We start from the raw sequence: 26,290 nt of genomic DNA, 5'->3' as shown, positions 1-26,290 counted from the left end.
ATGTCGATGAGCCGTTCGACCCGGTTCGACACCCGATAGCGCTGTCCGCAGTGCTTGAGCATCTCCTGGTCGAACCACAATCCGCGATTGCGCCTCGTCGTATCGAGCGTTGCGGCGATTCGCTCGCTCCCGATGACGCGCACGCTGTCCCCTGGCCCGAGCCCGTACGTCAGCAGCGGCGTCTTCTTCTGGTTGCTGGGGGACAGCGGCGGGTACCCCGTGCCCCCGCGCAGTCGGTCGATCTTGCTGAACACCCGGGTCAACATGCCAACACAGAACGCAGCCACCGTCAGGTTCCCGCTGAGGAGAGGTTTCAAATCCTGTCGGAGATCCCAGCGACTCATCGGACGCGACGCCGCCGACAGCTGCGTGAACTGGCACGTGTACCGGGATTGAGCAGGTCGACCCGCCGACCCCATCGGCATCGCGGAAGGTCCCGTCACGCGACCCGGTGCGACCTGATCGTCGACCGGTCTCAGCCAGGCGGTCTTCCAAAGCAGGTAACACGAGGCCTGACATCCGCCGTGAGCAGTGCCGTCGCAGCGTAGCGCCGCGAGCAGGACCACATCCTTGATCCGCCTCAGCCGATAGCTCCGCCCGTAATCGAAGATCTTGTCCACGCACCGGTACACCCGGAATCGCTGGTCGCAAAACTGCGCCATCTCCTGCATGAACGGGAGCCCCTCGAGGCCCCCGGACTGGTCCAGCGTGGCCTCGATCTCGTGGAGCGGCCGTACTTGCATCATGTCGCCGACGAGAGGATGGCTTCCTCCGAAAGCGCGCCGAAAAAGCCGCCGAACCCGGATGCCCCACCCCGGTTTTCCACTGCTCACGGCCTTGAGTTCCCGGCTGGCGTTCAGACGCAGGAAGAGATCCGGAAGCCCTCGAGCCAGTCTGGCGCTCCGGTACAGGACGACCAACCCTCCGAGAGCGATGCAGGCGCCCGCGATGACGATCAGTGATCCCACGCCTTCGATGAAGGCCTTCGTCATCCCCATCTGGCTGTGCGCGACCAGGATGACGAGCACGAGGACGATTGCGCCGGCGATCGCGGCCGCGAGCGAGGTCTTCATGTAACTCGCGTTGCCTGGGCTCATGTCGTCGATCGTCCTGCCGTTCGGGCGTCGGATCCGGAACAGGTATACGATCTTTTTCCGCCGCACGCTGACCCTACCAGAGGCCATGTCGTGAGCGAGGTTAACGGGACCAAAGGATATCGGGTCCAGAACGCCCGGATCCGACAATCTTGCAGTCGACGCTGCGCGCCAGCGACAGCGCCTCAGTGGCGAGCGAGCAAGTGATCCGTGACGAGATTGATCACGCGATCCTGCGCCGCGATCGGCGTGAACGTGTGATCTGTCGCGGCGAGATTGACGCGCCGGAACCCGGGAACGCTCGCCACGGCGCGCATGGCGTCGGAGGCGTGGAAGTCGACGTAGCTGACGCCGGGATCCTTCGGGCTCACCAGCAGGAGCGTGTCCACCCCGCTCTCCGCCATGCGGCGCAACGCGCGAGGGACCTCTTCGACCGGCGTCGCCGGCGGCTCGCTGTCGGCGGACTCCACAGAGGCGAGATCGAGCACACAGAAGGTCCGCGGGTTCAATAGACCCGCACCAGCGACCTTCGGATGGCGCGCGCCGACCTGGAATGCGTAGTCTCCCCCCGAGCACAGACCAATGACGATGGCGCGCCGCGAACCGAACGTCGCGATCGCCTCGCTGATGTCGTCCAGACCACTGGCCGGATACGTGAGGTTCTCGACCGAGCCCGCCGCGACCGGGCTGTCGCCGATGCCCGAGAGGTCGAACCGCAACACGTCGAAACCCAGCTGTGCCCATTGCCGTGCCATCTTCACGTTCAGGCGATGTGGCCCGGCGCGGTTCACGGCGCCGGCGTTGAGAATCAAGATCCCCGGGCGTTCTGGACGCGCGCGCGCCGGATTCGCCGGGGTGAAGATGCCGAACAGCGGGTTTCGCTCGCCGAAGCGGATCGGGCGCTCGCCCATCGGCGCGGGAGCCGACGATCGGGGCGGAGGCGATTGTTCCGGGACGCTCGAGGGGTACACCTCCTTCAGCCACCCGACGATGGAGTCGAGCACCTCGTCCGGAAGACTGGCGCGATGCGAGATGGTGATGAGGAACTTCTGTCCCGGATGAGAGCGCAGCTCCGGGGCGGCGTGGAGCTCGCGCAGATGGGCCATCATCGCGTCGCGGCTCTGCACGTTGCCGCCGTCGATGAACAACGTGCGTCGCGCCGGCCGGTGCGTGACCTTGAGGAAATCGATCCCTGAAAGATCGTCGATCACTGCGCGCGGAAGGAGCAGACCGAGCGCTTCTTCACATCCGGGACGCGTGGGAAATGCCTCGGTCATCTGCGGCTCGATGCGCAGGAAGAGCTGGTGCAACTTGGTCACTTCGGAGATGAACGCCGCTCCGCTCACCCACGGGCTCCAGAGCACCAGCGCGTCGACGTCGCCTCGCTCTGCGGCCTCCACTAGGGCCAGCGTCGCTCCCAGCCGCAACCCCGCGAGGGCGATCGTTTTCGCCCCCGATCGCGCCCGGAGCTCGTCGATGGCCAGTCCCACGTCGTCGAGCCACATCTTCACCAGACCGGGAGCGAACTCGTCGCCGCCGGAGTCGCCGGTCCCGAAGAGGTCGAAGCGCAGAGAAGCGAAACCAGATGCCGCAAGGCGTTCGGCGAGATGCCGATAGGCCCGATCCGAACGGGTCTGGTCGGTGCCGATCGGGCGGCAGAGGACGACGCCGACGCCGCGCCACGGCCCCTCTCGCGGAGGGTGGTAGAACCCGAAGAGCGCGTGCCCCTCGCGACCGAATTGGATCGCCTGCTTTCGTCCGGCAGCGGATCGGATCTCAATCGGTTCCACGCTCTCTCCTCATGCGATGGCAGGCGCCATCGGACAGGCGGGAGCGGATCGGGCGGCGCGGCGGGACGCACGGTTCATCTTCTGGAGTATAGGTGAGCGATGCGGGGCGGGTCACGCGACCCCGCCTCGGGGCACGAGATGTCGATGAGGCGCACGCGTCGGTGAACGCGGATGAGCCATGTCGTCCGAACGACCGACGGGCCCTTGTGGCGACGACGACGTCGTCGGAATCAGTTCGCCACCAAACGTTCGCCAGCCGGTGCGTCGGGCTCCTGATATTCATCCTATTTTCAATTAGTTTCAGCGAAAGAGTCGTTTCGTCGGCAGTGTCAATTTACAGGGACCTCTTGTGGTCACCGAGAAGTTCTGCTACTCGGATGTGCGATGTTCGAGGAAACGACCGAGGACTGCGTGGAGCGTCTGGTTCTTGAATACGCCCAAAGCGTGCCGGCGAGCCGGCCACTCGACGTACGACTCTCATTGCAAAACGATCTGGCAATTGAATCTCTCTCGCTCGTCTCCCTTGCGTTGCGGCTTGGGACCGAATTCGGCGTCGATGTCGTCGACGCCGGGCTCGAACTGGGCGAACTGAAGACCGTCGAAGATCTGCTGAAGATAGCGCGAACATTGAAAGTGCAGTCAACCAAAGCCTAAGGGGGGGAACATGCCCTTGAACCAGGAAGACAAGCTCAACGAGTTGGACGACAACAAGGCGACGGCGCCGGAGAAGCCGAAGGAAGAAGAGTCCGACGGCGAGTTCAAGGTCACCGTCCGCAAGCTCGAGATGCCGGTCCGGCCTCGCGGCGTTCTGGCAGAGTAAACAGCCCAAGCCCGGCGGATCGCCCTCGAGCGCGATTCGCCGGGCTCCTTTTTTGCGCGAACAGGTGGCCTTCTCCGCGTTTGCCGCGCTCGGCGCCAGGCAGTCCTTGGTGCCCTATCAATACGAGCCAGCGGCAATCCGACCGCACGACATCGAGATCGAGATCTCGCACTGCGGAATCTGCCACAGCGATCTGCACCTGATCGACAACGACTGGTCCGCGAGCAAATACCCGCTCGTGCCCGGACACGAGATCGTCGGCAAGGTGACGGCCGCCGGGAGCGACTGCGCGTTCAGGATCGGTCAGCGCGTCGGCGTCGGTTGGCAACGCTCGGCGTGCCTCGATTGCGAGCAATGCCGCGCCGGGCAGGAGAACCTCTGCCCGCGCCAGGAAGCCACCTGCGTGGGACACATGGGCGGTTTCGCGCGTCGGATCCGGATCGACGGACGTTTCGCCTTTCCCTTGCCGGACGCGATCGATTCCGCTGCCGCGGCTCCGCTTCTGTGCGCAGGCGTCACCGTCTTTGCGCCCTTGCGCCGCTGGCGCGTGAGCTCCGGGGCGCGCGTCGGCGTGATCGGAATCGGAGGGCTCGGTCATCTCGCGCTGCGATTCTCGCGAGCGATGGGCTGCGAGACGACCGCCTTCACCTCCTCACCGGACAAGCGTGACGCGGCCATGCAGCTCGGGGCGCAGCAGGTCGTCTCGTCGACCAACGCGCGCGAGCTCCGGGCCTGTGCCGGCCGGCTCGACTTCCTCCTCTGCACCGCTCCGGCGCGGCTCGACTGGATCTCCTACCTGGAGACGCTCAAACCGAACGGCATTCTCTGTCTCGTCGGCGCCCCGTCGGGGCTGTTGCAGTTCCCTGCCGCACAGCTGTTGTCCAGCCAGCGAGTGGTCTGCGGCAGCGACATCGGCAGCCCGGCAGCCATCCGCGAGATGCTGGCGTTCGCAGCGGAGCACGGGATCGGTGCGCAGGTGGAAACGACACCGATGGCCGAGGTCAACGCCGCGCTCCAGCGCGTGCGCGAGAACCGAGTCCGCTACAGGATGGTGCTCACGAACTGATCGGAGGGGTGGTCTTCAGCTCGTCGATCACGGTCGGACCGCGATGCGCGACCCACGCCGCGAACCACGGCTGCATCTTCCGGCGCTGGATCTTTCCCGTATGGGTTCGAGGAATCGGCTGGGAACCGTGCAGCACCACCTTCGGCCGTTCCGACACCGGCATCGCCTCGATTGCCGCCGCGAGCCGTTTGCCCACCGCCGCGTCGATCGCTTCCACCTCGAGGTAGGCGCCGACCTCCTCGCCGTGCTCGCGGTGTGGAAAGCCGAGCACGACCAGGCGTCCCGACAGCTCCGGGACCGCTTCGACCAAGCGCCGCTCGAGCCGCAGAGGGCTGTACTTCTCGGCATCGCGGATGATGATTTCCTTGAGACGTCCGGTGACGAACCAGATCCGCCGGCCGCCATGCACGCGGAAGAATCCCTCGTCGCCGGTGCGGAGCCATCCGTCGCCGTCCATCGCGGCCGCGGTGGCCTGCGGGTCGCGGTAGTACCCGAGCATCGTCGAGTGGCCCCGGACGAGGAGCTCACCGCGCTCGCCGTCGTTCGCCGGCGCGCCGCTGCCGTCGACGACCCGCACCTCGGTCCCTTCCAGCGCAGGGCCAATCGACGGCACGTCCCAGGAGAACATCAGGCGCGCGTGCTCGTCGGGCGTCTCGTCCGGCGAAACGCAGCAGGCAAAGTTCGTGTACTCGGACAATCCCCAGCCCTGGATGAGCGGGACACCCACTCGCTTCTCGAATTCGCGCGCCACTTCGACCGCCAACGGCGCGGAGGACACCATCAGGTGACGCAGCGAGGGCACCTTGTCGCGTGTGACGCCTGCGGCGAGCAACATCGGCAACAAGGCGGGCACGACGCTCGAGACTTCCACCGCTTCCGTCCGGATCACCTGGGACCACGTGAACGGCTCCAGTCGCTCCGTGAAGACCAGGTGGCCTCCGGTGGTCAGCGCGGTCATCAGTCCGAAGCCGAGCGCGTGCGCATGGTAGAGAGGCAGCACGGCGAGCTGCGTCGTGGCGTCCAGCCGGAAGTTGCGCGCCATGCTCCAGCCATTCGCAAGCAGGTTCCGCTGCCGGAGCGCGACCCCTTTCGGGTTCCCCGTCGTGCCGGAGGTGTACAGCACGACGCCCAGTTGCTCTGCCAGCTCTTCGGGAGCAGGCGGAGCGCTGTCCACGACCGCAAAAGCGTCCTCGACGTGGAGCATGAACGCCGGCCTTGCGACGGCAGGGAGGCGGTCCGCCAGGTCTCGCGTCACACACAGCCCGCGCGCGCCAGCGTGGCGAAGAACGTACGTCCAGTCCTCGGCGGAAGCGGCGGGATTGAGCGGTACGACTACCGCTCCCAGCCGCAGCAAAGCGAGCACGAGGACGGGGATTTCCAGCCGGTTCGGCGACAGGATCGCGACCCGATCGCCGGATCGGACGCCGAACCGCGCGTGTAGCGCGCCGGCCAGGCTCTCGACGCGGGCGACCAGTTCGCCATACGAAAGGCGTCCCTCGAGCGCCTTGCCGCGATAGAAGCTGAGCGCCGGGCGATCGCCGCGCGACGCGAGCAGCCCGAGCAGGCTGGGGATGTCGGTCGCCGGGGGCGCGCTCATCACGGGTCTAGTAGTCGACCACGAATCCGTAGGCGTAGCAGGCCTGCAGCCGCGAGGAGATCTCGTTCAGGTTGCCTTCGTGGAAGCGCCAGTCGAGGTCGGGTGCCGCCTCCTCGAGGGTCGTCACACCATAGTAGAGCGGCTCGAAGGCCATCTCCAGGTACGCCTTCGCGTAGCTGGCGGCAATCGCCGTCTCGTCGGGGAACTCCGGCTCGCGGTGCCCCAGACCCTTGAAGCTAGACTTGGAGAGCGATCCGACGCGCCCCTCCCCGGTCCAGTAGAGCGCGACGCAATGCCCGCACTCCTCGTCCTTCTTCGGATCCCGCCGGTGGATCGCGAGCAGGCGCCGCTTGGTATCGGGGAAGAGCAGCTCGAGCAGGCCGTACGAGAGAATGGCAGCGTCGATGCAGGTGATCCGCGAGTTGTGCAGCGACGAGCGCACCGACTGGATGCAGTAGTTCGCACGCCAGTCGTCCAGGTACTGGTAGCTGTCGATCACCCGGCGGAGATCCTCAGGGCGAGAAAGCTCGCCGCCGGCCCTCTCCTGCACGCGGCGGAGATCGGCTTCGGTGTACCCCACGAGCCCGAGCGCCGCGCGCATCACGGCGCCCGTGGCGCTATTCGGAGAGGAGATCGCACGGCAGCCGCGGCACCGTGGGGAACTTCTCGTAGAAGGTGTCGATACCGTCCATGAAGAGCATCAGGTGCTCGGCCATGTTTTTGGCCACGTTGAGAGCGTCGTTCACCTCACCTCGCGTGAGCGGCGGCACGCTCTTGCACATGAGCAGGAACGCGTTCTCGTGCTCGAGCGCCTGGTCGGCCCTGGTGTGCGCCACGAACGAGTCGATCAGCCTGTCGGTATACGGGTAGTGCTTGCGCATTGCTTCGTAGAACTCGTTGACCGCCCCTCCCGCCTTCTCGTCTCCGGTGTTCTCCGTCATCTGCAAGAGCTCGTTCCCGGAGTAGTACGCGAACGAATTGCGCTGCGCGGTCTCGTTCAGGTAGTTCACCAGCGCGCGCGTCGAGGGAAGGGGCTGCGACTTCAGAATCACGTCGTCGGGGAACAGGCTCCGCAGCCCCTTCCGGTAGATGTCGCCGTGCGTGTACTCCTCGATGAAGTGCCGGGCGAGGTGCGGCATCATCTCGGGCGTGGCGTTCGCGGCGGCGGTTCCCATGTGCTCGAACGCCGCCTCGATGTAGTGATACTTCTCGAAGGCGAAGCCGATGACCTGCGCGCGAGTCGCGCGGCCGGTGACGACCTTCTCCCAGAAGGGATGGCGGTAGACGTCCTCGAGCCAGGCGTCGCAGTACTGGTGATGCAGTTGGTAGAAATCCATCCCGCTCATCAGAACGCGGTCGTCCGTCACAGACCGGAAGGCGAGCACGCCGGCCTTCTCCAATTGCTCGAGGAGGGCGCGCACCCGCTCCGGTCTCTCAGAAAGTTTCGTGGCCATTGTCTCGATCGCCGTCGCGCCTTCCAGGTCGGGGCTCAACTTCTTGAAGAGATGCGCCGCGGTGCCTTCGAGCCTGATCTCATCGCGCATGTGGCGGATGACGATCTGGCCGTCGTTGCCGGCGACGGTGGCGGTGCGCCTGAGCAGCGGCAAATCTTTCGATGTGCCCAGAGCACCGGGCAACGCTTCTGTCGACATGCGTGTTCCCCCTCAGTCGCGGTCGATGTCGAACGGGAGCCGCGGCACCGGATTCGATTCGACGTCGTAATACTTCTCGATGTTTTCGGTCCAGAGCCAGATGTGCTCGACCAGTTGGTGTCCGTAGTTCAGGACCGTCGTCACCCGCTCCGCCGACATTTCGGGAACGTGCTCCAGGATCTCGCGGAAGAGGTCCGAGTGCTGATACTGCACGTCCAGATCGAGATGCTGGTAGATGGGCGAGACGGCTTCCTTCGGGATGCCGTACAACTCCGCCGACTTGTCATAGTAAGGGTTGTAGGTCTTGCGATCGGTGGTCGTTCCTTCCAGCACCGCCGAGCAGATCGAGTAGGCGAGGATGTCCTGCCGCGCCGCCTGCCGCATGAAGTTCGAGAGCGCCAGCGTCATCGGCAAGGGAACCGACGCGGCGATCTGTGGCTCGGTGAAGCCGAGGTGCTTGAGCGACTTCATGAAGTAGTGGAAGTGGTTCCACTCCTCGGCGTAGTGTTTGGCGCGCAGCTGCTTGATCGGCTTCTCGTGCGCGTGCGCGCAGGAGAGCGGCATGTGGCGGTTGGCGTTCTTGGTGTAGTGGTAAAGCTCGATCAACCAGCCCGTGAAGAGGCGCGCCGAACCCTTGCCGCTCATCATCCGCTCCCAGAACGGATGGTTGAACGCCTCCAAAAGCCAGCTGTTGAGAACCGACGAGAACCGCGCGTGAAACTCCAGCCCGCTCATCGTCTTGGGCGCGTCATCGAGGCGATAAAGCAGACCCGACTGCTCGAGCGCGTCGATCAACTTCGGCACCTTCGCCTCGTCCATCTCCAGTTCCCGCGAGAGATCGGCGACGCCGCGCGTGGTCGACAGCCAGCACGCAACCTTCTCGTACCGGCGGTATTCCCGCTCGCCCAGCTCGACGATGCGGTCGCTGAGACGGATCTGGCGCGAGCCTTCTGCTGCGGAAAGAATTTCGTACACGCGCTTCGGGCGGTAACGAGCTTGGGTGGAAGTCATGGTTCGAGAGTACGGGGACGTCGGATATCGCGTCAATACATTGCGGCACATGCCGCAAAAACTGCAATAATATCATCTGGACTGGAGCGCCTGCATGTCTAGTTTGTACAGGCCAACTGTATTCCGAATGGATCAACGTGCCACGCTCCTCGCGCACGCGGCGGCGTATCCCTTCGCAACCGTCATCACGTACGGCGAAGGCGGGCTGGCTGTCAGCCATCTGCCGCTTCTCATAGACCCCGAGCGCGAAGTCCTGCGCGGACACGTCGCGCGCGGGAACCGCCAACTCGCGCATCTGACGGCGGGCGCCGAAGCCCTGGCGATCTTTCACGGCCCTCACGGTTATGTCTCGCCCTCGGTCTACGAGGATCAACCGAGCGTCCCCACCTGGAATTACGTCGTGGTGCACGCGCGCGGCCGGGCGCGGCCGGTCGATGCAGGGGAGCTGCGCGCTATTCTCGACGACATGGTAACGCAGTTCGATATCACCGGCTGGCGCTTCGATGGGCCCGAAGAATTCGTGCGCACCAAGTTGGAAGCGATCGCGGGCTTCGAGATCGCGCTCGAGAGTGTCGAGGGAAAGTGGAAGATCAGCCAGAACCGTTCGCTCGCGGATCAGAGACGGGTCATCGAGTGGCTCGAGAAAGGCGACGAACCGAGCCGCGCGCTCGCAGCGGTGATGCGCGCGCGTCTGGATGCCGGCTCCTCGTGACGCGCGTCAACACCGCACCCCGTAGCGTTGACACCAGCGCACCAGCACGAAGAGCGCCCATACGCGCGACCAGTACAAGCCACGCGCGCCGGCCTGGAACGCATTCCAGAGTTGCAGCACCGCTTGCGGCGCGAGACCTGCAGCACGAACGGCATGGGAATCACGAAGCGTCTCGCCGACGATGGTGCCGAGCCCCCTGCGGATCCAGACGTCGTAAGGCAGCACGAATCCTGCCTTGGGGCGTTCGAACAGCGCCGGCTCGAGTCCGCGTAAACCGACGCGTCGCAAGATGGACTTCCTTCCGACAGGCGAGAACCGGCGATCGTCGGGCAGCCGATCCACGGCCTCGAACAACCGCTGATCGACCAGTGGGAGCCTTTGCTCGATCGACGTGGCCATGCTGGCGGCATCGTTGTCGCGGAGCAGGCGCTCTCCCAGAAACAATCGCTGCTCGAGGACGGCCAGTGCGGAGAGCGGCGATCTGCCCGCCGTCTGCTTCTTCAGCTCCGCATGCAGTGTCGCCGGCAATCCGTCAATCAACTCGGGATCCTGCTGCGCAAGCAGCTGCTCCTGGAACTCGGGGAGGAACAGCGCATAGGCAATCTGATAGAGGCCGAGCAGGTCCGCGCCCTGTCGGACCATGTGTGGCAGGTTGGCCCACCGAGTCTGGGGCGGGAACCCGGTCGCTGGCTGGAGCGCCGCCGCGACCAGATGGGCGGCGCCGGCGAGCGGCTCCTTGGGCAGAAAGCGCGTGCGCTGCGACCAGCGCTGGAGGATCGGGAGCTCGCGAAACGACCTGTACCCGCCGAACAGTTCATCGCCGCCGGTTCCCACAAGCGCGACCTTGAACCCCGCGCGTCGGACGGCGCGCGACATGTAATACGAGTTCAGTCCGTCGAACGTTGGCTGGTCGATGCTGTCGAGCGCCGGAACCAGATCGTCGAGCACCTCCTGCTCCTTGAGCAGCACCTCCTGGTGCTCCGTTCCGATCGCCTCTGCAATGCGCCGGGCCGCGACGCCCTCGTTGAGGGCGCCGTCCTCGAATGCGAGCGTGAACGTGTGCACCGGGCCGCGCGCCGCGCGCTTTGCCAGATTCGTGATGGAGGACGAATCGATCCCCGAGGAGAGGAAGACCGCGAGCGGAACGTCGCTGATCAGGTGCAGCCTGATACAGTCCACGAGCATCTCGGAAAACTGCTCCTCGTTCAGGTCGTCCCGCGGCGCGGCCGGCGAGATGTCCCAGAAGCGTTCGCGACGCTGTGCACGACCGCCACCGTCGAACACCCTTAACTCGCCGGGACGCACCGCTTCGACGCCACTGATCGCGGTCTTCGGCCCGGGGACGAATCCATTCCATGCCACAGAGGCTGCCGCAGCCGGATCGAGCCGGGGATTCACGAGCAGTCCCGACGCGAGCAGCGCGCGCACTTCGGAGGCGAACGCAAGTGCCCAACCGCCTTCCGCATCAGGATTGCGCGCCAGATACACGGGCTTGATTCCCAATGGGTCGCGCGCGAGGAGAAGCGTCCGCGCCACCGGGTCCCAGCTCGCGAACGCGAACATGCCTCGGAACTCGCGCACCGCGTCTGCGCCGTTGCGCGCGAGCATCCGCAGCATGACCTGGGTGTCGCCAGTCGAGTCGAAGCGCTCTCCTCCGGCGAGAAGCCGATCGCGGAGCTCCTGGAAGTTGTAGATTTCGCCGTTGAAGACGATCACGTGGCCCGCAAGCGGGTCGACCATCGGCTGCGCGCCGGCCGGAGAAAGATCGAGGATAGCGAGCCGGCGGTGTCCGAGAAGCACCCCCCAGCCCTGCTCGTCGGCAGACGATTCCCAGAATCCTACGCCGTCGGGTCCGCGATGAGACATCGCAGAGGTCATGCGCCGCAAGGCCAGGCGGTTTTCATCTGCGATGCGACCGATGATTCCTGCGATTCCGCACATGACTCGTGCTCACCACCTGAGGTTCATCAACTCGGAGTAAAGATTATCGATCATCCGGGGCTCGATCTCCTTGCGCGTCGGCCGGTAGAGGCGCCGCGACGGCCAGTTCATGCCGAGGGGCGTCTTGCGTCCAACGGAGTAGCGTTTGTCGACCAGGAGAGCCATCGCGCGGGTCGCCGGAAGGAGCGCAGCGTGGGCGAGCAGGCGGTGCTCCCAGAAGAGATCCCAGTCGCTGGCGTACTGGATCTCGGCGAACGGCAGACCCTTCTTGTGTATCGGAGTAGCGACGACATAGCACCTTCGCTCGCCGTGACGAAGGAGGACGTGCTGCGCCGCCGCGCACGATGAGTGGTCCTGATAGAGTTTGCGTTCATCGCCCGTCAGCTCGAGGTCGAGATCTGCCCTCGACCGGCTGAACGATCCGCGAAGCGAGCGACGCGCCTCGCCAGGGCCTGGAAGCGGTGGCGCGATGAAACGCTCGCTCTCGAGCGGCTTGAATCCGAGCTTGAAGAAGATCTCGTAGGCGGTCGGCGAGGGCGTCGGGTTGAGGATGGTGTGATCGCGCAGCTTCAATATGGGCGTGAGCAATGCCAGCACGCCGTCGCGATGCTCCGGCAACATGATCCAGCTCGAGAGGCTGCAGATTGGCTCGAGGCGCCCCGCGAGCTCCCGTTTGCTGAAGATCGTAGCGATGAAGCCGACGGGCTTGCCGCCGGAATAGAGCGCATACCCACGCTGCGGGTTGTCCGACCAAGACGTGGAGAACAACATCCGGTGCCAGTCGTCCTTGCTCATCTGCGTCGTCGGGAACAGGCGCAGAAGCGGATAAATCTCTTCGAAGGCCTCCGCTCCGACAGCACGAACCTCGTTCACGGCAGACCGCTCTGCATCGCCGCGCTGGCACCGTTTGCGACGGGCAGTCTGCCCACGCGACGGACCATGAGCCGCACATCCCGGTTCAGGCGACGATCGCCTGCGCCTTCGAGGCAGACGCGGGTGAAGTTCGCCGGATGAAACGGCTCCCAGGCATGCCGCAGGAGAAAAGAGGGTGTCTTGCCGGGCACGTTGAGGCCACGGTGGCACGAGTAGATGCGCAGCCCGCGCGCCTGCAGGTCCTTGAGGTAGGCGATGGCTTCGTCCGAGACGTTGTTGGGCTGCCCGAATGCGATCGCGAAGTCGTTGCAATTCGTGCGAAGGATGTCGCTCAGGCCCTCGAGCGCATTTTCGACTTCGTAGCGGATGTCGGGCAACGCATGCAAGACCCCCAGGTCCCGGTGCGCGAAGTTGTGGGCTCCGATCCGGTGACCCATGGCCCGCATTTCGCGCAGCTGCTCGGTGCTGAGCCCCCGGGCGCCGGCGGATGCTTCCGGTACGTTGGGGACCAGATGGTTGCGCGCGTGGAAACGTACGTATTGATCCACGGTGCGTCCGATCAGCGAAGGCACGATGAAGAACGTCGCCGAAACGCCGATTCCCGCGAGCCACTTCGCTGCCTCGAAGTTGCTCTCCCATCCGTCGTCGAACGTCACCAGGATGCGGTCGGTCGGATGCGGCCAGCATCCGGCAAAGAGGGTGTCGGCGTCGGCCGGAGACGCCATCGTGAAGCGGCTGCGGCACCAGTCGACAATCTGCTTCAGCCGCGTGAGGTCCTCGCCCCGCGTCTCGTGGAAGGTGATGATTCGCAGTCCCGTAGCGCCGCCGTACAAGAGAGCGCGATCGCGGCGGGCGCGGTCCAGCGTCCTCCACATCTCCGCCAGGACCCAGCGCATCGCGGACGGCACAGGCGCTATCACGTCGAATGCTAACGGCCAGCGATGCTGGCGGAAAGAAGCGGCAACACGTGCTCCGTCAGCTCCCGGGGGGTGAACGGTTTGGCCAGGAACGCCGAGGCGCCCGCCTCCTCCGCCGCCGCACGGTCTTCCGGCATTGCCCGCGCGCTAACCGCGAGGATCGGCACGTGCTGCAAGGCGGTGCTGGCACGGAGACGCTCACAAACCTCGTAGCCGCTCAGCTCTGGCAAGATGAGATCCAGCACGACCAACGCCGGAGCAATCGCGGAAACGACGGACAGCGCGGCACGGCCGCTCTCCGCTTCCATGACGGAGAGGACGCCGGGCGACTTGTCTCCGGGAAGGCGGATGGCCTCCAGATGGGTTCTCACCATCCGGCGCAATCCGGGATCCTCCCCCACCACCAGCGCGAGAAAACGGCGGACGCGCAGCTCAGCTGGCTCCGCGTCCGGTAAGGACTGCAGGGAGCGTCTTGAAGATGAGATCCACATCGCGGCGCAAACTCCAATCATCGATGTACTGCATGTCCATGTACATCCACTGCTCGAACGAGACCTGACTGCGTCCCGATACCTGCCAGATGCAGGTCAGCCCGGGGCACACACAGAGCCGGCGCAGCTGCCACGGCTCGTATTGTGCGACTTCCTCCGGCAGGGGAGGCCGGGGCCCGACGATCGACATGTCCCCGCGCAGTACGTTTACCAGCTGGGGCAACTCATCGATCGAATACCTTCGGATGAAACGGCCGACCCAGGTGACCCGAGGATCCGCGCGCATCTTGAAAACCGGGCCGGTCTGCTCGTTCCGATCCGCCAGCGACCGCCTCAGGTCGTCGGCATTGACGACCATGGAGCGGAACTTCAGCACCGTGAACGGCTTTCCGCGCAAACCCGCGCGCTCTTGCCGGAAGAAGATGGGGCCCCGCGAAGTGATCTTGATCAGAACCATCACGGCGACGAGAAGCGGCGCGAGCACCCAAAGCGCAGTGGCGCTGCAGACGATGTCGAACAGGCGCTTGAGTGCCATCTGCCAGGGTTTCTCCTCGTACGGAAGGCAATGCAGATATCCGTCGCGGTTCGACAGAGGCCAGGCGCGCTCCAGGCGGAACGTATACGCAGGAATCGCGAAGGGGATCCCCATCCGCTCGCAAATCTGGATGGCGCGTTGCATCTCGTCCTCGTGCTTCCGCGCGTTGCCGGCGATGTACACCTCCGCAACGGCGGTCCTTCGCAGGACGGACTCCAGCTCGTCGCAATTCCCGATGATCGGCACCGTCAGTTGCATCGCGCGCCGAAGCAATGCGCGGTCGCCCTCCCGTTCGTTCGAAAAGGGCACGTATCCGACGATCCGTCGCCGTCCGCGCCGCAGCAGATCCTGACCGGTCAGGCGCGCCATGGGCCCTGTCCCGACGATGAGCACTTCCTCCAGGGGATTCTCGCGCCCTGACAGAGGCCTGACGGCCAGCAGCCGCAGGGCGACGGTCGCCGGCCAGACCAGCGCGATGAAAAGGCCGGGCGGCGGGGGCGACGCCAGCGGCGCCGCGACGATCTGCACGAGAGCGACCCAGGTACCGGCGGCCATCACCAGCACCGTGACCATCGCCAGGTCGTCGCCGCGGCGACGATCCAGCGCTGCGGGGTCGTAGTGCCGCAGCGCCGTGCTCACCAGGATCCAGATCGTGCATGCGCCGGCGGACACCGCGAGGAGCTGGTTCGCAGAGATGCCCGCAGGACCGTGCGCAATCCTCGCCGCGAGGACGGCACCCGCGAAGAGCGAGATCAGGTCTGCGAAGAGATTGACCCTGATCGTGAGGCCAGACGACAGCCTCCCCAACAGCCACGTCATTCGGGAATCCCCCCAAAACCAGAACGTGCCTACTGCTAAATTCTCGTGGTACGGATAGCACACACATCGTTGGCGCTGCCAACCAATGATCCGAGGCCGCGCAGCGATCGCGACAATTCCGGAGTAGATTGAGGTGCTTCATCGGGGCGTAAAGATTTTCTGATTGCAGCAACACTGAAATCGCGGGCCCGTGTCAGGCGAATTGACGACTCCCCCAGGCGAGGTGGCCTGGGTTTCCCGCGATAGCATCTTTGCTGGAGGCGCGATGGACTTGAACGCGGATGTCGGCGAAGGCCTGGACGACGCTCCCGTCCTCCCCTTCCTCACGTCGGCGAACATCGCCTGCGGGATGCACGCGGGTGGCCCCCTGGTCATGGACCGGACGGTGGTGCTCGCCCTCTCCCGTCACGTGACCGTCGGCGCACACCCGGGCTACGCGGATCGCGAGAACTTCGGCCGGACTGCCGTGGACCTGCCGCTCGATGAGGTCCGCGCGCTCGTGCTCTACCAAGTGGCCGCGCTGGACGGATTTGTCCGCGCCCGCGGCGGCCGGCTCGCGCACGTCAAGGCGCACGGCGCGCTCTACAACCGGGCAGCGAAGGACCGCGCGCTGGCGAGCGCCATCGCCGAGGCGGTGCGCGCCTACCGCAACGACTTGATCCTGGTAGGGCTCGCCGGATCGGTCCAGCTCGAGGCGGCGCGCGCCATCGGCTTGCGCGCCGCCGGCGAGGCGTTCGCGGATCGCCGATACCTTCCGGATGGCTCGCTGATGCCGCGCTCGCAGCACGGCGCTGTGCTGCACGATGCGGCCGAGGCGGCGGAGCAGGCGGCGCGGATTGCGCAAGAAGGATGCGCGGTCGCTTCCGACGGATCGCGCGTGCGCATCGACGCGGAGACGATCTGCCTGCACGGAGATACGCCGGGCGCGGTGGCCCTTGCGAGGGCCATCCGCGACCGGCTGGAGTCAAGCGGCGTCGCCATCGCGGCGCTCTAATCAGTCGTCTTTCGCGCGACGATGGACTCGCGCAGTTCCGCCGACAGCTCGTTTGGGCGCGCTCTGTCCTGCAATCTTCGGTTGGGCCGCGGGAACATGGGTCAGCCCGGCGGCGAGGAGAAGCGGGAGCAGCATCGTGTGGACCTCCGGTTGGTTGAGGCCCACGCGTTCTAGGCGATGCTCGCACCTCGCTCTGTAGAAGGTGTGTGAAGGCTTCGTGACGAAACCGACACGGGGTAGGAAAAGGGAGGAGCAGGAATCTCGCGATCCCGATCTCCGCATGCGACAACCGGGCTTTCGTTCCGGAGGAGAGATGACGAGAGCAGGAATCTGGGTCGCGGCCGCATCGATCGTGTGCGCCGCAAGCGTTGCCTTCGCGGAGGAGAAGACGGAGGCCGCAGCGGAAGAGCAGTCACAGGTCGAGGCTGCTCCCGAAGCGCCGGAGGCAACCGAGGCGGAACCGGCGACGGAGGTCAAGCCGGCGGAGGCACAGGCGCCGCAGGAAGCGACGCCGGAACCGGCGGCCACCGCAAGCGTCCCTGCGGAGACACCGCCCGCCGAAGAGCCCAAGGCTGTCGAGCCCGCTCCGGCGCCCGCGGCGGAGCCGGTCCCCGCGCATGCGCAGCAAGCCGAGCCGCAGAAAGTGGTCCCGCCGACGCGGACCGTTGCTCAAGCTCCGTTCCAGAGCGGCTGGCAGGACACCTCGCCTGACGAGAAGGCGCTCTTCCTCGAGGCATTCGGGGAGAGCAGCAAGACGATCCAGGAGCGCTGGGAGAAGGCGACTCCGGAGCAGCGCAAGAAGATCCTCCGGGCGCATCCGCTGCTCGGGGCGCGCTCGCTCAAGCACCATTGGGCCTCGGCGACTCCCGAAGAGCGCGCCGCGTTCCTCGAGGCTACCCCGAGGACGGCGCAGAAGGTGAAGGAGGCCTGGGAGAAGGCCACCCCGGAGCAGAGGAAAATGCTCGCGCTCGAGCACCCCTATTTCGCGCGCAAGGCGTTCTTCCATGCCTGGATGCAGGCGACGCCGCAGGAGAAGATCGCCTTCCTCGTCGCCCACCCCGCGCTGAGCGCCGAGCTCAAGGCGCGCTGGACGGGAGCGAGCCCCGCGCAGAAGCAGTGGTACGCGAGGAACTACCCCGGGCTCGCGTCGAAGAACTGGGCGGAGATCACGACGGAGGAGCGCGCGCTGTTCCTCGAGGCGAACCCGGCCATCGCCGACAAGGCCCGCGAGGCGTGGCAGAAGACGCAACCCGATGCGCGTGCGGCGATGGCGCGGAAGTGGCAGGGCTGGCCGCTACGGATGTACCGGGCCAAGCTGGAGGTCACGGGCAAGGCGGTCGCCGCGGTGAAGGCCCGTCCGGCCTCGATGACGGTCAAGACTCCCGCAAAGGGCCCGAAGAAGTAATCGTCCTCGGAAAAAAGCGGCGGCCCGACGTCCGGCAATCCGGATGTCGGGCCGCACGTTTCGGACTGCGCCTAAAGCCCGATCGAATTGTTCACCTCATGGACATCGCCCTTGCCCAGCGTCAGTCCCTTGGATTCGTGTGACCTGCAGACCGCGTCGGAGTTGGGCGCCTCGGAGAGGCAGTAGGCCTGGCCATCGGCTGTGAAGTAGGCGCCGAGAGCGGTGGTGCCGAATTGGTCCTTCTTTCCGATGTTGGATCTGAGCTCATCCAGCGCGTTGGGGGGCAACGACGGCAGCTTGGCGTGGAAGTCGATGAACTTCGGCATGGTGGTCCTCCGTGAGACTCTGTTCGCCGCCGGGTCGCGACGGCGAGCGTGGCATGCCACATCCAGCGGCGGTTGCAAGAGCCGACGCGCCGTGATGGAAGGCCAAGATTGGTCGCGTCCAAGGCGGTCGCTTTCGTGGTCATCGCAGCCGCGCTCGAGGGGGCACGCGCGCAGGAAAGCGCGCCACTGCCGGCGGACGCGGCGCAACCGGGCGCCTCCACCGCTCCCGACGCCGGGCAACCCGCCGAGGCGTCGGAGGAGATCGTCGTCGTCGGCCGGCTGCCACAAGTGCCCCTGCCGCCTTCGAGGGTGCCGGCCAGCATTCACACGATCGACGCGGCGGAAGTCCGGCGGTCGGCCCGCTCCAGCTTGCCCGAGTCACTCGCCGGCCGGATCCCCGGATTGTCCCTCTCGGATGAACAAGGCAACGCACACCAGCCGGACCTCTCCCTGCGCGGGTTCCAGGCCACCTCGGTCACCGGCGTTCCGCAGGGGGTGAGCGTATTCCTCGACGGCGTACGAGTGAACGAGCCCACCGCCGAGGAGATCAACTTCGACCTCCTCCCCACCGACGATCTAGATCGCGTCGAGGTGATCCCCGGGCCCTCGGTCCTATTCGGCAGGAATACCCTGGCCGGCGCCATCAACCTGATCACCCTGCGGGGAAAGGAAGGCGTCGCGGCGACCGCGGAGGCATCAGCGGGAAGCGCAGGGTTCTACAAGTACCGGGGGCGGCTCTCGGGGCAGCGAGGCCCGGTCGATTTCTACCTCTCCGGCACGGCGACGGAGGAAGACGGCTGGAGGCAGGCCACCGGAGCGCGACTCGACAAGGCCTTCGCGAAGCTCGGGGTACGCGCCGGCGACAACGATCTGACGCTCTCCTATCAGCACGTCGACAACCGGATCTTCCAGGCAGGCTCGCAGCCGCCGGAGGACCTGGCCCGCGATCGCACGGCGAATTACACGCCGGGAGACTTCTTCGCCCCGCGGCTCGATCAGGTGGCGCTGAACGCGAGGCGCGACGTCGGTGAGGTCTTCACGCTGTCCGCGAACGGGTTCTGGCGCCTTCTCCGCGTCGAGCAGTTCAACGTCAACCTCGCCGCGGACAACAGCAGGCTGTTCTCGCGGACGGCGTCGGCAGGAGGGACGGTCCAGATCGACCGGGCCGCGCCGCTCCTCGGCAGCTGGAACCTGCTCACCGCGGGTTTCGAGTATGCGCACAGCGGCGTGGACGTCAGCGTGCTCGCCGAAAGCAGCGATGGGACCCGGCGAGATCTCGAGACCCGGGTGCGCGACGGGCAGGACACGCTGGCCGCCTACCTCCAGGACGCCCTCCAGGTCGGCGGCAATTTGCTGCGTGAGCGCGACGAGCTAATCCTCACCGCCGCGGCGCGCTGGGACTTCATCCGCCATGATATCCGCGACCAGAGCCCGCCGAACCCTGGGCACGAGGATGCGACCGGCGTCGACGTCTTCCGCCGCCTCGATCCGATGATCGGCGTCAACTACAACCTCACGCGCGATCACGGGCTCTATCTCTCGTGGTCGCAGGGTTTCCGCGCTCCTGCGCTACTCGAGTTGACCTGTTCTGGACCGGCGGCGATCTGCCCGGGGCTGCAGGCGGGCACGGCTCCGGACCCGCCGCTGAAAGCGGTGCGCGCCCTCAACTACGAGATCGGAATTCGCACCCGTCCGCTGCCTTGGCTCGCCGGACAGATCAGTGCGTACCGCACCGAAGTCCTGGACGACATCTTCAGCGTCTCCCCCACGGGCACGACGGGAGTCTATTTCCAGAACGTCGGCAAGACGCGGCGCGAAGGAGTGGAAGCGAGCCTTCGCGGCAAGCCCGCCGCCTGGCTCGATGCCGGCCTGACGTATGCGCTGACGCTGGCGCGGTTCGAGGAAGAAGTGCTGCTGGCGACGCCCAGGCCCACGCCCGGATGCGACGCTCCGTCCTGCACGGAACGCGTGCCGGCCGGCAGCGACTTTCCGCTGGTGCCGCGCCACCGCGCCCACGCGGCCTTGGACTTGCACCCCATGTCCTGGCTATCGATCTCGTTCTCGGGCACGTTCGTGGGAGCCCAGCGGCTGCGCGGCGACGAGGCGAACAACAGCGCGAAGCTGGATCCCTGGTTCTCCCTTGGTGGAGGCGCGCGAGTCTCCGCCGGAGGATTCTCCGCTTGGGTGCGCTGCACGAACCTGCTGGACGCGCGCTACAACACGTTCGGAACGTTTGCGCGCAATCCCCGGCTGCCCGGAGCGCCCGTGGAGCCTTTCCTCACGCCGGCGCCGCCGTTCCAGCTCTTCGCCGGCGCGGGCTACGCCATCGGGACGGCGGCACCCAGCGCGCCTTAGCCCTTGCCGGCCAGCGACCTCCGAGAGCGCTAGACGCGACGCGCTGCCGCGGGGCGACTTGACTTTGTCGACGGAAAAGCGCGTTGCACGCGCGGGACGGTGCGACCCGGGAGGGACGGTCGTTTTGGTATCCGCCAGACCTCTCACCGATGGGTCAGTTTCCGGCTGATCGCAGCCGCGGGTTGCGCTCGCTCCCTGGCCCTTTTGCTGAGGGGAGATGAAACCATGAAAGGCAAAACGCTCGCTGACCTTTCCATCCGGGTTGGGCTGCCGACCCTGATTGTCGGCCTACTCGCGCTCTGGGTCATGCCGTCTGGCCTGTTGGCGACGACGCCGACGAATCTCAACTGGCCTAACTACGGCAACGACCTGCACAACACGCGCTTCCAAGACGTCGATCTGATCAACCGGAGCAACGTCAAGAACCTCGCGCCCGCCTGGGTGTTCCACACCAAGGTGCTGGACCCCCTTGGTGAGCTGCAGGTCGCGCCCATCGTCATCGACGGCCGGATGTTCGTGACCGACGGCCATGACAACGTGTTCGCCCTCGACGCGGCGACCGGGAAGAAGATCTGGGCCTACGAGCCGCTCAAGACCGACGACATGCCGCCCATCGAGCAGATGATCGTCTGCTGCGGCCGCAACAACAAGGGAGTCGCCTATGCCAACGGCAAGGTGATCTACGGCCGCCTGGACAACGTGGTCGTCGCGCTCGACGCGGACAAGGGGAAGGTGGTGTGGAAGACGCGGCTCGCCCAGGTCGGAAGCGGGTTCGCCATCAACAACGCGCCGCAGTTCGCGGACGGGAAGGTGATCATCAGCCTGTCAGGCGGCGAGTTCGAGGTGCGAGGCCAGGTCTTCGCCTTGAGGGCCAGCGACGGCGAAATCCTCTGGCGGTTCCTCACCACCGAACCCGCGAGCTACGGCGCTCCTGCGAGCGACCAGTACAAGCGGGGAGGCGCGGCGGTCTGGAACCCGGCTGCGATCGACCGCGACTTGAACCTGGTCTACGTGCCGACCGGGAACGCCGCTCCCGACATCCTTGGGGAGGACCGGCCCGGCGACAACCTGTTCGCCACTTCGATCGTCGCGCTCGACCTGAGGACCGGCGAGCCGCGCTGGCATTTCCAGGAGGTCCACCACGACATCTGGGACTACGACAGCGCACAACCGGCGCTGCTGTTCCCGCTGACGAAGGGAGGGACGTCCTACAAGGCGCTGGGTCACTGCAGCAAGAACGGCCAGTACTACATTCTCGACCGCCGCAACGGGAACCCGATCTTCCCGGTAGTCGAGGTGCCCGTGCCGCAGGACGCGGCCTTCCAGCACGCATCGGCGACGCAGCCGTTCTCAGTTGCGGTCGAGCCGCTCACTCCACTCACGTTCGTCCGGCCCAACGACACGGGCTTCCCGGCCAGGCCGCAGTACACGCCGCCCGGAGAGACGGAGTTCGTGATGGTGCCAGGCGATGACGGCGGATGCGAGTGGAACCCGGCGGCGTACAGCCCGCGCACGAAGTTCATCTACTACGGGACCCGGTACGAGCCCACCACGTTCAAGACGAAGTCAGGGAACAGGGACCTGATCCCCACGGCCACCGGCGATCTGCACCTCGGCTCGAGATTCACCAACAAGGTTCCCGGATCGCATCCCTTCGGCCTCTTCGGCGCGACCGATTCCCGGACCGGCAAGATCGTCTGGAAGATCGAGGTGCCCCTGCCCGCCAAGTCGGGCCTGACCGTCGCCGGGGACCTGGTCTACTTCGGCGAGAGCGCCGGGAAGTTCCACGCGGCCGACGCCGACACGGGGAAGATCCTCTTCACCTTCGATCCCAGGCAGAGCAAGATCCGGAACGTGGGAGGCGCCGCCGCTTCGCCCACCGTCTACGTGGTGAACGGTCGCCAGTTCATTGCCTATGCCTTCGGCGGCAACGTTCCCGATCGGAACAACTTCAGCATCGTGGACCCGGACGCCGGCAAGGTCGGAGACGCGATCATCGCCTTCTCGCTGCCGCAAAAGGGTGACAAGGGCGACAACGACGACTGAGAATTTCGTTCGAGCGGCGGCGCCGGCTGTCTTGCCGACGCCGCCTTCGTGATCTCGCGGAACATCTCGTCGATCGCGCTCTTGTCGCTGTACATCGCGTGCGTCGAGATGCGGAACGCGACGCGGTTGTCCGCGGTGCCCGGGTCGCTCGTCTTGTCGCGCCAGGTGATGGTGCGGATGTAGATCTTCGGCGACCGGCGCCGCCATTCGTCCCAGGACGAAGGTCGCCGCCTCGGGGCACTGGCGAGTCGGCGCCCGACCGATCAAGGCACGACGTGTCAGACGTTAGCGGGTTCGACCCGGCTGCAATTTGGCACCCAGTTGTCTCTGTGCGGATAGTGCACAAACTGCCCGGGGCTTGTTCGCACTGTCAGGAGGTCGCCAGTGAGCGGGCCCCTATGCTGCCAACCTCGCGCGGAGCGCCACGGCTCCAGCCGCAAATTCGCAAAAGAGGCCCGTATGTCTCGTACCGCGAAGTCACTCGCACCGCTGGGCGCGATGGGCTTGATCCTCTTCGTTGCCATCGCCGCGAACACGCAGGAGGAATCGCCCTCGCAGGAAGAACCAATCCCGCAGGAAGAATCGCTCCCGACGAAGAAGGCCGTGTGGGGCTCATCGAGCTACATCGTGCGCATGAGCGAAGATCCGGTGATCGTGTACCAGGGCGGCGTCCCCGGGCTGCGCGCCACCAAGCCCGGGAAGGGAAAGAGGATCGATCCGAACGATCCGGCCGTCATGAACTATGCCGCCTATCTCGACTCCAGGCACGACGACGCGCTTGCCGCGGTGGGTGGCGGGCGGAAGCTCTACGATTACCGGTACGCGCTGAACGGTTTCGCCGCGCAGCTCACCTCCGAGCAGGCGGCGAATCTCGCCGTGGCGCCGGGGGTCGTTGCGGTGGAGCCCGACGTCGGCGTCCCGCTGGACACGCTGACCACGCCGAGGTTCCTCGGCCTCACCGCTACAGGTGGGCTGTGGGATCAGCTCGGCGGGTTCGACAGCGCCGGTGAGGACGTGATCATCGGCGACATCGACACGGGCGTGTGGCCCGAGCATCCGAGCCTCTCCGATCGGACGGGCACGAACCCGAATGGCGGCGAAGGCAAGCTCGACTACCACCACATCCCGGGATGGCACGGCAAGTGCGTTCCCGGCCAGGATTTCAACGCCTCGAACTGCAACCAGAAGCTGATCGGCTGCCGGTTCTACGTCGCGGGGTTCGGCGCCGAGAACCTGGATCCGACCGAGTTCCTCTCCTGCCGCGACTCTGATGGGCACGGCACGCACACGGCCACTACGGCCGCCGGCAACCACGGCGTGACCGCCGTCATCGACGGCATCGTCCTCGGGCAGGCGAGTGGCATCGCGCCCCGCGCGCGCGTCGCCGCATACAAGACCTGCTGGAGGGCGCCGGGAAAGGCGGCCTCGTGCTTCGGCTCCGATCGCGCGGCCGCGATCGACCAGGCGGTCGCGGACGGCGTCGACGTCCTGAATCATTCGGTCACCACCAGCCAGACGGACTTCCTCGATCAAGTGCAGGTCGCGTTCATGTTCGCAGCGCAGGCCGGCGTGTTCGTCGCCGCTTCCGGCGGCAACGTCCTTGGTGAACACCAATTCGCGTCGGTCGCGAGCCCGGGTCCGTGGATCACTACCGTAGCGGCGAGCACGCACGACCGCTTCTTCGGTGGTACCGTCGAGCTCGGGAACGGCAGCACCTTCTCGGGCGCGTCGCTCACCGCGGGAACCGCGATGCTTCCGCTGGTGCACTCGAGCTCCGTTGGCGTCGCGACCGATCCGACTCCAACGGATAGAACGCCCTTCGCCACTCGTGTCGCGCTCTGCTTCGTCGGCCACCTCGATCCCGCGAAGGCGGCCGGCAAGATCGTCTTGTGCGATCGCCCCTTTGGCGCCAACGCGCCCGTCGACAAGAGCCTCGCGGTGCAGCAGGCGGGCGGCGCGGGCATGATCCTGCGAAACATCGACTTCATGTTCGGCGTGAGCGCCGACATCCACCATGTGCCCACCGTGCACGTGGAAAAAACGGACGGCGCGGCGATCAAGGCGTACATCGATTCGAGCAGCGGCACGGCGACGGCGAAACTGACCGGCAACATCCCCCGAACCATTGCCGCTCCGTTCCTCGCCTCCTTTTCGCCGGCGGGCCCGAGCCGGGCCGCGGGTGGTGACATCCTCAAGCCCGACCTCACGGCCCCTGCGGTGGACATCCTCGCCGGGGTTTCGCCCGTCGGCGACCGCGGCCGCCTGTTCGACTTCCTGAGCGGCACTTCCATGTCCGCCGCGCACGTCGCAGGACTGGGCGCCCTGTTGAAGCAGCGTCATCCGGACTGGTCGCCGATGATGATCAAGTCCGCGCTGATGACGACCGCGACTCGTACCCTTGGCGGCGTACCGAGCCCGTTCGGCGAGGGCGCGGGCCACGTCAAGCCCAACGCCGCCGTGGATCCGGGACTCGTCTACGACCACGGATTCGGCGATTGGATGGCCTTCATCTGCGGGACGGGCCAGCTCACTGGCTGCTCCAGCACGATCGATCCCAGCGACCTGAACCAGGCGTCGATCGCGATCGGCGACCTGCACGGCGTGCAGACGGTGACCCGCACCGTCACGAACGTCGGTCCCCGGGCGACGTACACGGTCACTGTGACCGCGCCTCCAGGGATCGGCGTCGTGGTCAACCCGACGACGCTGACACTGTCGACGGGCGAGTCCGCGTCGTACTCGGTCACGTTCACCCGGACGGGCGCGGCGTTCGCGACCTTCCCCAACGGGTTCCAAGTGGGATCGCTGACCTGGAGCGACGGCGCGGGTCATGTGGTGCGCAGCCCGCTGGCCATCCGCCCGGTGATTCTTACCGTCCCGGCACAAGTCTCCGGAACCGGTACGACCGGGTCCGTCTCGTTCCAGGCGAAATACGGGTACAGCGGTCCATTCCTCACGACGATCTCCAGGCTGGTCGCGGCCACGACGCAAGTTGGTCACGTCGTCGACGATCCGGACGACCATTTCAACATTTTGAATCCGACGGCGACCAAGGGGGTCACCAGCCACACGCTCGTCATCACGGGTTGCGGCCTGTGCCGCATCGCGCTGTTCGACGATCAAACGGACGGCAACGACGACCTCGATCTGTATGTGTACGGTCCCACGCTTGGAGGTGGCTTCGGGCTGGTCGGCTCGAGCAGAGGTCCGACCTCGACGGAAGAGGTAAACCTGATCAATCCAATCCCAGGGACGTACACGGTCTTCGTCCACGGACTCAATACCGACGGCCCGGACGCGAACTACACCCTGTTCAGCTGGATTGGCGGTCCGCCCGTCGGGAACCTGACCGTGGCGGCGCCGACCCCGGTGACAGCGGGCGGCACCGGGACCATCACCGCGAGTTGGAGCGGCCTGTCACCGGCGACGAAGTACCTCGGGGTGCTCACGTTCCGGTCGACCCCCTTTACGGTCGTGCCCGAGCTCGGGCACACGCTGCTGCGGGTGGATACTCCGTAGGACCGTGGATTGGAGCGGGAAACGGGAGTCGAACCCGCGACCCTCAGCTTGGGAAGATTCTGGAGCACTTCCGCGTCGGCGCGGCGATCCGCATTCGCGAACAGGACCTGGCCGTATTCGGGCGTCTTGATTGAGAACGCCGCTATGCTGTGTGCGTGGAATTCATCTGCGGCGGGTACTTCCTCACCAAGCGCGGTCCGCACCGGGCCTACGATCGCGCGACCCTTGGGCAACCAGGCAATTTTGTCACCCTTTCCCCTGAGCGGGTCTATTTCTTCCCAGATTCGTGGGCACTCTCATGGGTAAGCGAGAGCGACACAACGAGGG

20 protein-coding genes are annotated in these 26,290 nt (G+C 66.0%); 8 read left to right on the top strand and 12 right to left on the bottom strand.

Features of this window, described 5'->3' with window-relative positions; translation table 11 throughout:
• Together E6J58_23145 and E6J58_23140 are read right to left on the bottom strand one after the other, a co-directional pair.
• Window positions 1–1,097, bottom strand: a 1,097-nt coding sequence (locus E6J58_23145; GenBank protein ID TMB32367.1) for a hypothetical protein, incomplete at its 3' end; no start/stop codon positions are given.
• A 182-nt stretch (window positions 1,098–1,279) separates the two neighbouring features.
• Window positions 1,280–2,884 (bottom strand): hypothetical protein, encoded by a 1,605-nt coding sequence (locus tag E6J58_23140; GenBank protein TMB32366.1) that lies wholly within the window; start codon window positions 2,882–2,884, stop codon window positions 1,280–1,282.
• Between the two features lie 384 nt (window positions 2,885–3,268).
• Between E6J58_23140 and E6J58_23135 the strand changes: the two genes are divergently transcribed.
• Complete coding sequence (locus E6J58_23135; GenBank protein TMB32365.1) at window positions 3,269–3,538, top strand: hypothetical protein; 270 nt, start codon at window positions 3,269–3,271, stop codon at window positions 3,536–3,538.
• A gap of 230 nt (window positions 3,539–3,768) precedes the next feature.
• Window positions 3,769–4,770 (top strand): NAD(P)-dependent alcohol dehydrogenase, encoded by a 1,002-nt coding sequence (locus tag E6J58_23130; protein ID TMB32364.1) that lies wholly within the window; start codon window positions 3,769–3,771, stop codon window positions 4,768–4,770.
• Here the strand turns inward: E6J58_23130 and E6J58_23125 are convergent.
• Genes E6J58_23125 through E6J58_23110 form a run of 4 tightly spaced genes read right to left on the bottom strand, consistent with a single transcriptional unit; the run spans window position 4,760 to window position 9,030 of the window.
• Window positions 4,760–6,367 carry an acyl--CoA ligase gene (locus E6J58_23125; GenBank protein ID TMB32363.1) on the bottom strand — a complete coding sequence of 536 codons (1,608 nt, stop codon included), beginning with the start codon at window positions 6,365–6,367 and terminating at the stop codon, window positions 4,760–4,762. The two genes, E6J58_23130 and E6J58_23125, sit on opposite strands and share 11 nt — an antisense overlap.
• Before the next feature lie 7 nt (window positions 6,368–6,374).
• Window positions 6,375–6,968, bottom strand: coding sequence for a hypothetical protein (locus E6J58_23120; GenBank protein ID TMB32362.1), 594 nt, complete (start codon window positions 6,966–6,968; stop codon window positions 6,375–6,377).
• 16 nt (window positions 6,969–6,984) lie between these two features.
• Window positions 6,985–8,019 carry a hypothetical protein gene (locus tag E6J58_23115; protein TMB32361.1) on the bottom strand — a complete coding sequence of 345 codons (1,035 nt, stop codon included), beginning with the start codon at window positions 8,017–8,019 and terminating at the stop codon, window positions 6,985–6,987.
• A 12-nt stretch (window positions 8,020–8,031) separates the two neighbouring features.
• Window positions 8,032–9,030: a hypothetical protein gene (locus E6J58_23110; protein TMB32360.1), complete on the bottom strand. Its 999-nt coding sequence runs from the start codon at window positions 9,028–9,030 to the stop codon at window positions 8,032–8,034.
• Window positions 9,031–9,124: 94 nt separating this feature from the next.
• Between E6J58_23110 and E6J58_23105 the strand changes: the two genes are divergently transcribed.
• On the top strand, window positions 9,125–9,742 hold the full coding sequence (locus E6J58_23105; GenBank protein ID TMB32359.1) for an FMN-binding negative transcriptional regulator: 618 nt from the start codon (window positions 9,125–9,127) through the stop codon (window positions 9,740–9,742).
• A 6-nt stretch (window positions 9,743–9,748) separates the two neighbouring features.
• Here the strand turns inward: E6J58_23105 and asnB are convergent, their stop codons facing one another.
• The 5 genes from asnB to E6J58_23080 are packed head-to-tail and all read right to left on the bottom strand — an operon-like array spanning window position 9,749 to window position 15,318.
• On the bottom strand, window positions 9,749–11,683 hold the full coding sequence (gene asnB / locus E6J58_23100) for an asparagine synthase (glutamine-hydrolyzing) (protein TMB32358.1): 1,935 nt from the start codon (window positions 11,681–11,683) through the stop codon (window positions 9,749–9,751).
• A 9-nt stretch (window positions 11,684–11,692) separates the two neighbouring features.
• A complete protein-coding gene (locus E6J58_23095) occupies window positions 11,693–12,556 on the bottom strand; it encodes a hypothetical protein (GenBank protein TMB32357.1) in 864 nt (287 codons plus the stop codon).
• On the bottom strand, window positions 12,553–13,452 hold the full coding sequence (locus tag E6J58_23090) for a polysaccharide deacetylase family protein (protein TMB32356.1): 900 nt from the start codon (window positions 13,450–13,452) through the stop codon (window positions 12,553–12,555). The genes E6J58_23095 and E6J58_23090 overlap by 4 nt, the downstream gene beginning before the upstream one ends.
• 32 nt (window positions 13,453–13,484) lie before the next feature.
• Window positions 13,485–13,985, bottom strand: a complete 501-nt coding sequence (locus E6J58_23085; protein TMB32355.1) for a response regulator — start codon at window positions 13,983–13,985, stop codon at window positions 13,485–13,487.
• Window positions 13,906–15,318: a sugar transferase gene (locus E6J58_23080; protein ID TMB32354.1), complete on the bottom strand. Its 1,413-nt coding sequence runs from the start codon at window positions 15,316–15,318 to the stop codon at window positions 13,906–13,908. Before E6J58_23080 ends, E6J58_23085 begins: the two co-directional genes overlap by 80 nt.
• Window positions 15,319–15,583: 265 nt before the next feature.
• On the opposite strand from E6J58_23080, the gene E6J58_23075 reads away from it, so the two are divergent.
• Window positions 15,584–16,312 (top strand): LamB/YcsF family protein, encoded by a 729-nt coding sequence (locus E6J58_23075; GenBank protein ID TMB32353.1) that lies wholly within the window; start codon window positions 15,584–15,586, stop codon window positions 16,310–16,312.
• Window positions 16,313–16,625: 313 nt separating this feature from the next.
• Complete coding sequence (locus E6J58_23070; GenBank protein ID TMB32352.1) at window positions 16,626–17,717, top strand: hypothetical protein; 1,092 nt, start codon at window positions 16,626–16,628, stop codon at window positions 17,715–17,717.
• A 71-nt stretch (window positions 17,718–17,788) separates the two neighbouring features.
• Here the strand turns inward: E6J58_23070 and E6J58_23065 are convergent, their stop codons facing one another.
• Window positions 17,789–18,043: a DUF4242 domain-containing protein gene (locus tag E6J58_23065; protein TMB32351.1), complete on the bottom strand. Its 255-nt coding sequence runs from the start codon at window positions 18,041–18,043 to the stop codon at window positions 17,789–17,791.
• 48 nt (window positions 18,044–18,091) lie between these two features.
• Between E6J58_23065 and E6J58_23060 the strand changes: the two genes are divergently transcribed.
• The 3 genes from E6J58_23060 to E6J58_23050 all read left to right on the top strand — a co-directional run bounded on the left by E6J58_23060 (window position 18,092) and on the right by E6J58_23050 (window position 25,963).
• Window positions 18,092–20,398: a TonB-dependent receptor gene (locus tag E6J58_23060; protein TMB32350.1), complete on the top strand. Its 2,307-nt coding sequence runs from the start codon at window positions 18,092–18,094 to the stop codon at window positions 20,396–20,398.
• A 225-nt stretch (window positions 20,399–20,623) separates the two neighbouring features.
• Complete coding sequence (locus E6J58_23055) at window positions 20,624–22,444, top strand: hypothetical protein (GenBank protein ID TMB32349.1); 1,821 nt, start codon at window positions 20,624–20,626, stop codon at window positions 22,442–22,444.
• A 459-nt stretch (window positions 22,445–22,903) separates the two neighbouring features.
• On the top strand, window positions 22,904–25,963 hold the full coding sequence (locus E6J58_23050; GenBank protein ID TMB32348.1) for a S8 family peptidase: 3,060 nt from the start codon (window positions 22,904–22,906) through the stop codon (window positions 25,961–25,963).
• Window positions 25,964–26,290 lie beyond the last annotated feature (327 nt).

This window comes from Deltaproteobacteria bacterium, from assembly GCA_005879535.1.
In the GTDB taxonomy this organism is placed as follows: Bacteria; Myxococcota; Myxococcia; order Myxococcales; family 40CM-4-68-19; genus 40CM-4-68-19.
This window is presented reverse-complemented; position numbering and strand designations above follow the sequence as displayed.